Annotated in this window: 6 protein-coding genes; 2 read left to right on the top strand and 4 right to left on the bottom strand. The window is 34.0% G+C overall.

The genetic code is table 11. The features are described 5' to 3' along the window. The 4 genes from BDW25_RS11090 to tadA form a co-directional block, all read right to left on the bottom strand. A partial coding sequence (locus BDW25_RS11090) for an E domain-containing protein (protein WP_243830620.1) occupies positions 1-3148 on the bottom strand: 3148 nt, incomplete at its 3' end. A 315-nt stretch (positions 3149-3463) separates the two neighbouring features. Continuing rightward, positions 3464-4030, bottom strand: a complete 567-nt coding sequence (locus BDW25_RS10160) for an NADPH-dependent FMN reductase (RefSeq protein ID WP_133945523.1) — start codon at positions 4028-4030, stop codon at positions 3464-3466. A gap of 27 nt (positions 4031-4057) precedes the next feature. After that, positions 4058-4924, bottom strand: coding sequence for an HAD family hydrolase (locus BDW25_RS10155; RefSeq protein WP_002488393.1), 867 nt, complete (start codon positions 4922-4924; stop codon positions 4058-4060). Positions 4925-5041: 117 nt separating this feature from the next. Further along, positions 5042-5530 carry a tRNA adenosine(34) deaminase TadA gene (tadA, locus tag BDW25_RS10150; RefSeq protein ID WP_133945520.1) on the bottom strand — a complete coding sequence of 163 codons (489 nt, stop codon included), beginning with the start codon at positions 5528-5530 and terminating at the stop codon, positions 5042-5044. Between the two features lie 63 nt (positions 5531-5593). Between tadA and BDW25_RS10145 the strand changes: the two genes are divergently transcribed. Together BDW25_RS10145 and BDW25_RS10140 are read left to right on the top strand one after the other, a co-directional pair. After that, entirely contained in the window at positions 5594-6211 is a 618-nt protein-coding gene (locus BDW25_RS10145; RefSeq protein ID WP_002455719.1) for a deoxynucleoside kinase, read from the top strand. Further along, on the top strand, positions 6204-6866 hold the full coding sequence (locus BDW25_RS10140; RefSeq protein WP_133945517.1) for a deoxynucleoside kinase: 663 nt from the start codon (positions 6204-6206) through the stop codon (positions 6864-6866). Before BDW25_RS10145 ends, BDW25_RS10140 begins: the two co-directional genes overlap by 8 nt. Positions 6867-6967 lie beyond the last annotated feature (101 nt).

The raw sequence follows: 6967 nt of genomic DNA, 5'->3' as shown, positions 1-6967 counted from the left end.
ATGGAATCTCTTCTTTATCTATGATTGGATCGCCATCGACTGGACCGTATTTTGTTACATCATCCACTGGAGGTGTTACTACTTCTCCTGTATCTGGATTTTTGATACCTGGTTTACCTGGAACTTCTTCTTCGCTACCTTTCGGTGCGTTTGGATCAAATTCATCTTTATGACCTTGTGGTACTTCTTCACCGCCATAATGTACGATTTCGTCCACTGGGTCTTTTGTGATTTCTTCTGTTGGTTCACCTTCGCCTACTTTTTCTCCTGTTAATGGATTTTTCGTAGTTGGTGTTGTTGTTGTTTTTTCTCCATTTTCACCTTTTTGTACGACTTCTTCTGTACCAGGTTTTAAGTTTGGATCAAATTCTCGTTTTTTATCAAATGGAATCTCTTCTTTTTCTATGATTGGATCGCCATCAACTGGACCGTATTTTGTTACGTCATCCACTGGAGGTGTTACCACTTCTCCTGTATCTGGATTTTTGATACCTGGTTTACCTGGAACTTCTTCTTCGCTACCTTTCGGTGCGTTTGGATCAAATTCATCTTTATGACCTTGTGGTACTTCTTCACCGCCATAATGTACGATTTCGTCCACTGGATCTTTTGTGATTTCTTCTGTTGGTTCACCTTCGCCTACTTTTTCTCCTGTTAATGGATTTTTCGTAGTTGGTGTTGTTGTTGTTTTTTCTCCATTTTCACCTTTTTGTACGACTTCTTCTGTACCAGGTTTTAAGTTTGGATCAAATTCTCGTTTTGTTTCATACGGAATCTCTTCTTTATCTACAATCGGATCGCCATCGACTGGACCGTATTTTGTTACGTCATCCACCGGAGGTGTTACCTCTTCTCCTGTATCTGGATTTTTAACTCCAGGTTTACCAGGAATTTCTTCCACACTATCTTTAGGTGCGTTTGGATCAAATTCATCTTTATGGCCTTGTGGTACTTTTTCACCGCCATAATGTACGATTTCATCCACTGCCTCTTTTGTTACTTTAGTTGTCGGTGTTCCTTCTCCTACTTTTTCACCAGTAGTTGGGTTGACATAGATAGGTGTTGTTGTTGTTTTTTCTCCATATTCACCTTTTTGGACAACTTCTTCTGTACCAGGCGCTAATTTTGGATCAAATTCACGTTTTGTTTCATACGGAATCTTTTCTGTTGTCGTTTCTGGTGTACCTTCTTGAGCTTTAGGAGTATAAGTTAGTGTTGCACCCTCTAAGTCTGTTCTCATTACACCACCTGCGTAAGTTCCAGCATCACCATTTCCGAACTGACTTGATGTTACTAAGAAATTATAACTATCTTTTTTATTTAACCCTAATTGTGACAAAGTAGCTGTCCATGTTTTACCAGCATAAGTTGCTGTAAATGTTTCATTTGAAGCATTATATTTTAAATTTACATTATTTAATTTTTGACCATGGAATTTACCATCGAAGTCGTTTGTTGTATTATCAGCGTAGTTAATAAAGTCAGATTTTGGATCAGTGGCACTACCTCCAGGATTACCCGAACCTACTTTAGATGTATTACCTTGGGCATCATTTTTCACAAAAGTAGCATATCCTCTGTATCCTTGGCCTGCTTGCTTTTCAGTTTTATCTAATGGATCTTTATAATAATAACCTGTATCAATTCTAAAACCAGCTGCATCAGCCATACCTTTTTCTCGTAAAATGCCGCCATCTTTTAAGTAAGTATTTGCATCATCCTTACTAAAAATAAAGCCCCAACCATCAGCACCAGTAGTATTACTTTGACGATTATTAGCTACTCTAATATTAAAGTCGAAATCATTATCAAATGTGATTTGATTTTTAAATTGTACAGCACCTATTGAAGTTGTTCCAGTTGGTTGAGTATAGTTAAATCTAGTTAGATTTTTAGCATCTAAATCTGTAGGATTTTCTTGAATATCTACATTACCATAAAATTCATAGTTGTCTCTTCCTCTTACTGTAGTAGCTGGTAAATTAATAGCAGACGTCTCATTAGTAGAATCGCTTGCTGGCATGCTATATAAAGACATAAACATCGGTGCGCTATTTAAGTTTAATTCTTCCGAAGATAATGAACTATTTAAATCATAGTTTGAGTTCAAAGCTTCAATCTTATTATCTTCACTTTTCTCAGAACCTCGAAGATTTAAATTTTCATCTGAAGAAACAGTATTTGTTATTTCTTCTGTATTTTCTTCACTTGATGGCGCTTCTTTTGTTGTTGCTTCTTTTGTTGTTGCTTCTTCTGTTTTCGCTTCACTTGTTGTTGGTTCTTTTGTTGTTACATCTTTTGTATTTTCTTTACTTGATGGCGCTTCTTTTGTTGTTACGTCTTTTGTATTTTCTTTACTTGATGGCGCTTCTTTTGTTGTTACGTCTTCTGTATTTTCTTCACTTGATGGCGTTTCTTTTGTTGATGCTTCTTCTGTTTTCGCTTCACTTGTTGTTCGTTCTTTTGTTCTTACTTCTTCTGTTTTCGCTTCACTTGTTGGCGCTTCTTTTGTTGTTGCTTCTTCTGTGTTTTCTTCACTTGTTGGCGCTTCTTTTGTTGTTACTTCTTCTGTGTTTTTTTCACTTGATGGGGCTTCTTTTGTTGTTGCTTCTTCTGTGTTTTCTTCACTTGATGGCGCTTCTTTTGTTGTTACTTCTTCTGTGTTTTCTTCACTTGATGGCGCTTCTTTTGTTGTTACATCTTCTGTATTTTCTTCACTTGATGGCGCTTCTTTTGTTGTTACTTCTTCTGTATTTTCTTCACTTGATGGCGCTTCTTTTGTTGTTACATCTTCTGTATTTTCTTCACTTGATGGCGCTTCTTTTGTTATTACATCTTCTGTATTTTCTTCACTTGATGGCGCTTCTTTTGTTGTTACATCTTCTGTTGATGTTGTAGCAGTTTCATTAGATGAGTCAATTTTTTGATTATTTTTGTCGTTATTATTCTCTATACTATTTAGAGAAGTATTTTCCATATGATTTTCTTCAGCTGCTTTTGCCTCATTGTCAGCGTGACCAAAAATCAATGTAGCACCAACTAATATTGAAGCTGTTCCTACAGTGAATTTTCTTATGGAGTACTTATTTAACTTATTAGAAATAAAATCCAATCTCTTGTTAATAGGACCTTGTCTTCTTTTACTCATATTTACCCCCTAATAAATAAATTATTTACACTTTAAAATGTAAAATACACATAATATTATATGTAAATACACTTCTAGGATAATGTATTTTACCATTTAACACAATACTTTTAAAATTTTTTACAATAAAAAAATAAATATTAGGTCATACAATAGATAGGTACCTTTAATCTTTTTAAGTCAATTCACTTGACCAAGTTATAATTATCTCCAAATGATATACAATCTTTCTCGTTAAATAAAAAGAGAGCGATACCTATCGCTCTTTAAACTCGTTTCTTCCTTTATAAGTGTGTTTTTTAACATTATTAAAATTTATTTTAAATGTTCGTACGGACTGTTATTGACAAATGATACAATTTGATCGACAAATAGTTTTGCGCGTAATTGGAATTCTTCGTCATTTAAATACAGTGTGCCATCTTCTAATTTTGCATAATCCGAATCGTGTGTCGCAATTTGTGTAGGTACAGCAATACCTAATAAACTACGAACAATGACACGTAAATGTGAGAGTGGTTCTGAACTTACGATACCGCCACTGTTACCAATTAAGCCCACTGGTTTCATTTTGACATATTCCATATTAATGTGATCTAACGCATTTTTTAAAATGCCTGAATATGAACCATGATAATTTGGCGTACCAAAAATTAGGAAATCCGCTTCCATTGCTTTGTCTTGGAACGCTTTTGTATTGCCTTTAATTTCCTCTGTTGAATGTGTTGTTCCTGAAAAATCAAGTTGATTTAATGGTCTTTCAGCTAAATCAAAAATATCTACGTCGACATCATGATTATCGAATTGTCCTGTTAAATATTTAGCTAGTGCATTGGTATGTGAACCTACTTGTGCACTTCCTACTACAATAAGTCCTTTCATTTCGTTCTAACACCTCTTCAATATTATTTATTTCTCTTCAGTTAAAACTTTCATAATTGCTTTACCTACACCACTATGTTCATTGGTATCTGTAACCAATTTAGCTATAGCTTTCACTTCGGGCATCGCATTGTCCATCGCAACTGGATAGCCTACGCGTTCAAGCATGGATACATCGTTTAAATTATCTCCTAACGCCATGACATCTTGTAAGTCAATATGAAGTTGATTAGCAATAGTTTCTAATGCAATTCCTTTTTGAGCATCTGAATGCGTAATTTCTAAATTACCACGTGATGATGATGAAACAGCAAGACTTGATATGGCCGATAATTCTTTTCCAATACGTTCAATTTTTTCAAGATCTGGATTAAACGCCAGTACTTTCATTATCAGTTCTCCCGGAATATCTTCAATATCCTTGTAATTATCGACAATTTTGAGTGTCCCGTTATCTATACGTTTTTGAATCCCTGCTTTAATCTTTTCAACATCACCTTGTTGGCCTGCATTTCTTGCAATATCTAAATAGATATCTAAATCACGTGTTGGATCTTCTGTATAAATCCCTCTATTCGTATACACTTGGTAGTACACGTCTTCTCGATCAAGAATCGCTTTAATTCGTTCTACTAATTCATGATTTAAATGAGAGGTATTCATAATATTGAATGATTCATCACGTACTTCTGCACCATTTAAACAAATATAAGGCACTTTTAAATCTGTTTCAGCCATGGGCGTGCTTGCTTCATAAAACGCACGACCCGTTGCAATGACTACTGTAATCCCTTTTGATTGAGCATATTTAATCGCATTAATATTTTCTTCTGAAATTTCATGTGCTGCATTTAACAGTGTCCCATCCATATCTGTTGCAATCAGTTTAATCATGCCGTTACCTCATTTCATTAGCTAAACTTACAGCTATTATATTTTAGAACATACATATTCAGTGAACACAATTACAAAATTTAAATTTGTTTTACCGTTCCTATTTTAACAAATTTATCATCTTTTGTACGATGATGTGTTTCTTTTAACTTTTTTAGCTCTTAAATCACGGAAAAATTGTCTCAATAAATTGCTACACGCTTCTTCTAACACACCCTGTTCAACAATTGCACGATGATTAAATTGTGGTTGTTGTAGTAAATCCATTAAACTACCACTGCATCCTCCTTTAGGATCCATCGCGCCATATACAACCCGTGGTATACGACTCATTACAACCGTTCCAGCACACATGACACAGGGTTCTAATGTGACATATAATGTACAATCTTCTAAACGCCAACTTCCTATGACTTTAGCTGCCCGTTCTATTGCTAAGTGTTCAGCATGAGCAGTAGGTTGTTGCAGGGTTTCTCTTAAATTATGGGCTCGTGAAATAATTTCATTATCTTTAACGATCACTGCTCCGATAGGAACTTCACCAAGTTGTCGAGCTTTTTTCGCTTCTTCAATTGCACATTTCATGTAAAATTCATCATTTGTCATATGTGTCATCCCTTACTTATGATAAAATACTCAATGTCTATTTTAACATTTGGAGATGTAATTATGAATAAACCATTTATTGCAATAGAAGGTCCGATTGGCGTTGGCAAATCGTCTCTTACTCATAAAATTAGCCAAACCTTTAATTATTATGAAGAAAATGAAATCATTAATGAAAACCCCTTTCTTTCTGATTTTTATGATGATATTTCAAAATGGAGTTTTCAAACTGAAATGTTCTTCCTTTGTAATCGTTATAAACAAGCACAAGATATTGCAAAAATTAATCAAGGTGTGGTAAGTGATTACCATATTTATAAAAATAGAATATTTGCGCGCAATACACTTAACGAATCAGAATTTGATAAATTCAATCGTATTTTCAATATTTTAACTGAAGATCTTGAATTACCTAATATGATTATCTTTTTAGATGCTGATTTAGATGTACTGAAACGTCGCATTGCTAAACGTAACCGTAGCTTTGAACATCAAATTGAAGATAGCTACTTACTTAATTTAAAAAAGGATTATTTATCATTTTATGAAACATTAAAAAACGAAGGTGCTAATGTGATTTTAATCGACACTTCTGATTTAGATTTTGTACAAAATGAATCAGATTATCAATTGATTTTAAACCAAATTAAACCCATGATAGGAGATATAAAATATGAATAATTACGGTATCCCTCAAAATGCAATTATTACAATTGCTGGAACAGTAGGCGTAGGAAAATCTACATTAACTCAAGCGCTTGCTGATAAACTCAATTTCAGAACTTCCTTTGAAAATGTAGACCATAACCCCTACTTAGATAAATTCTATAATGATTTTGAACGTTGGAGTTTCCACCTGCAAATTTATTTTTTAGCTGAACGTTTTAAAGAACAAAAACGCATGTTTGAATACGGAGGAGGCTTTATACAAGATCGTTCTATTTATGAAGATGTTGATATTTTCGCAAAAATGCATGAAGAACAAGGAACAATGAGTAAAGAAGATTTTAAAACTTACTCGGAGTTATTTGAAGCAATGGTTATGACACCCTATTTCCCTAAACCAGACGTTTTAATTTATTTAGATTGTGATTATGATGAAGTAATCGACCGTATTCATCAACGTGGCCGCGATATGGAAATGAATACTGATCCGGTATATTGGAAAAAGTTATTTAAACGCTATGAAAATTGGATTAACAATTTTAATGCTTGTCCTGTAGTAAGAGTGAATATTAATGAATATGATATTCATGAAAACCCCGACTCTTTAGATCCAATTATCGACAAAATTGGACATATTATTCAAACATATCGAAATGTAGATCATCGATAAAAAAAGAGACAGACTTTACTGTCTCATCTAGGCAAGAAGGACTAGAATTAAACGTGGGTGTAAACCCATGTTTAATTCAGTCCTTGGCTGCCAATATGTTA

The sequence above is a fragment of the Staphylococcus sp. AtDRG32 genome, from assembly GCF_004365845.1.
GTDB lineage: Bacteria > Bacillota > Bacilli > Staphylococcales > Staphylococcaceae > Staphylococcus > Staphylococcus hominis.
This window is presented reverse-complemented; position numbering and strand designations above follow the sequence as displayed.

What these genes read in the sequence shown, in the direction of transcription:
- BDW25_RS10140 (WP_133945517.1), top strand. Translation starts at nt 6,204, where the DNA reads ATGAATAATTACGGTATCCCTCAAAATGCAATTATTACAATTGCTGGA.
- tadA (WP_133945520.1), bottom strand. Translation starts at nt 5,530, where the DNA reads ATGACAAATGATGAATTTTACATGAAATGTGCAATTGAAGAAGCGAAA.
- BDW25_RS10155 (WP_002488393.1), bottom strand. Translation starts at nt 4,924, where the DNA reads ATGATTAAACTGATTGCAACAGATATGGATGGGACACTGTTAAATGCA.
- BDW25_RS10145 (WP_002455719.1), top strand. Translation starts at nt 5,594, where the DNA reads ATGAATAAACCATTTATTGCAATAGAAGGTCCGATTGGCGTTGGCAAA.
- BDW25_RS10160 (WP_133945523.1), bottom strand. Translation starts at nt 4,030, where the DNA reads ATGAAAGGACTTATTGTAGTAGGAAGTGCACAAGTAGGTTCACATACC.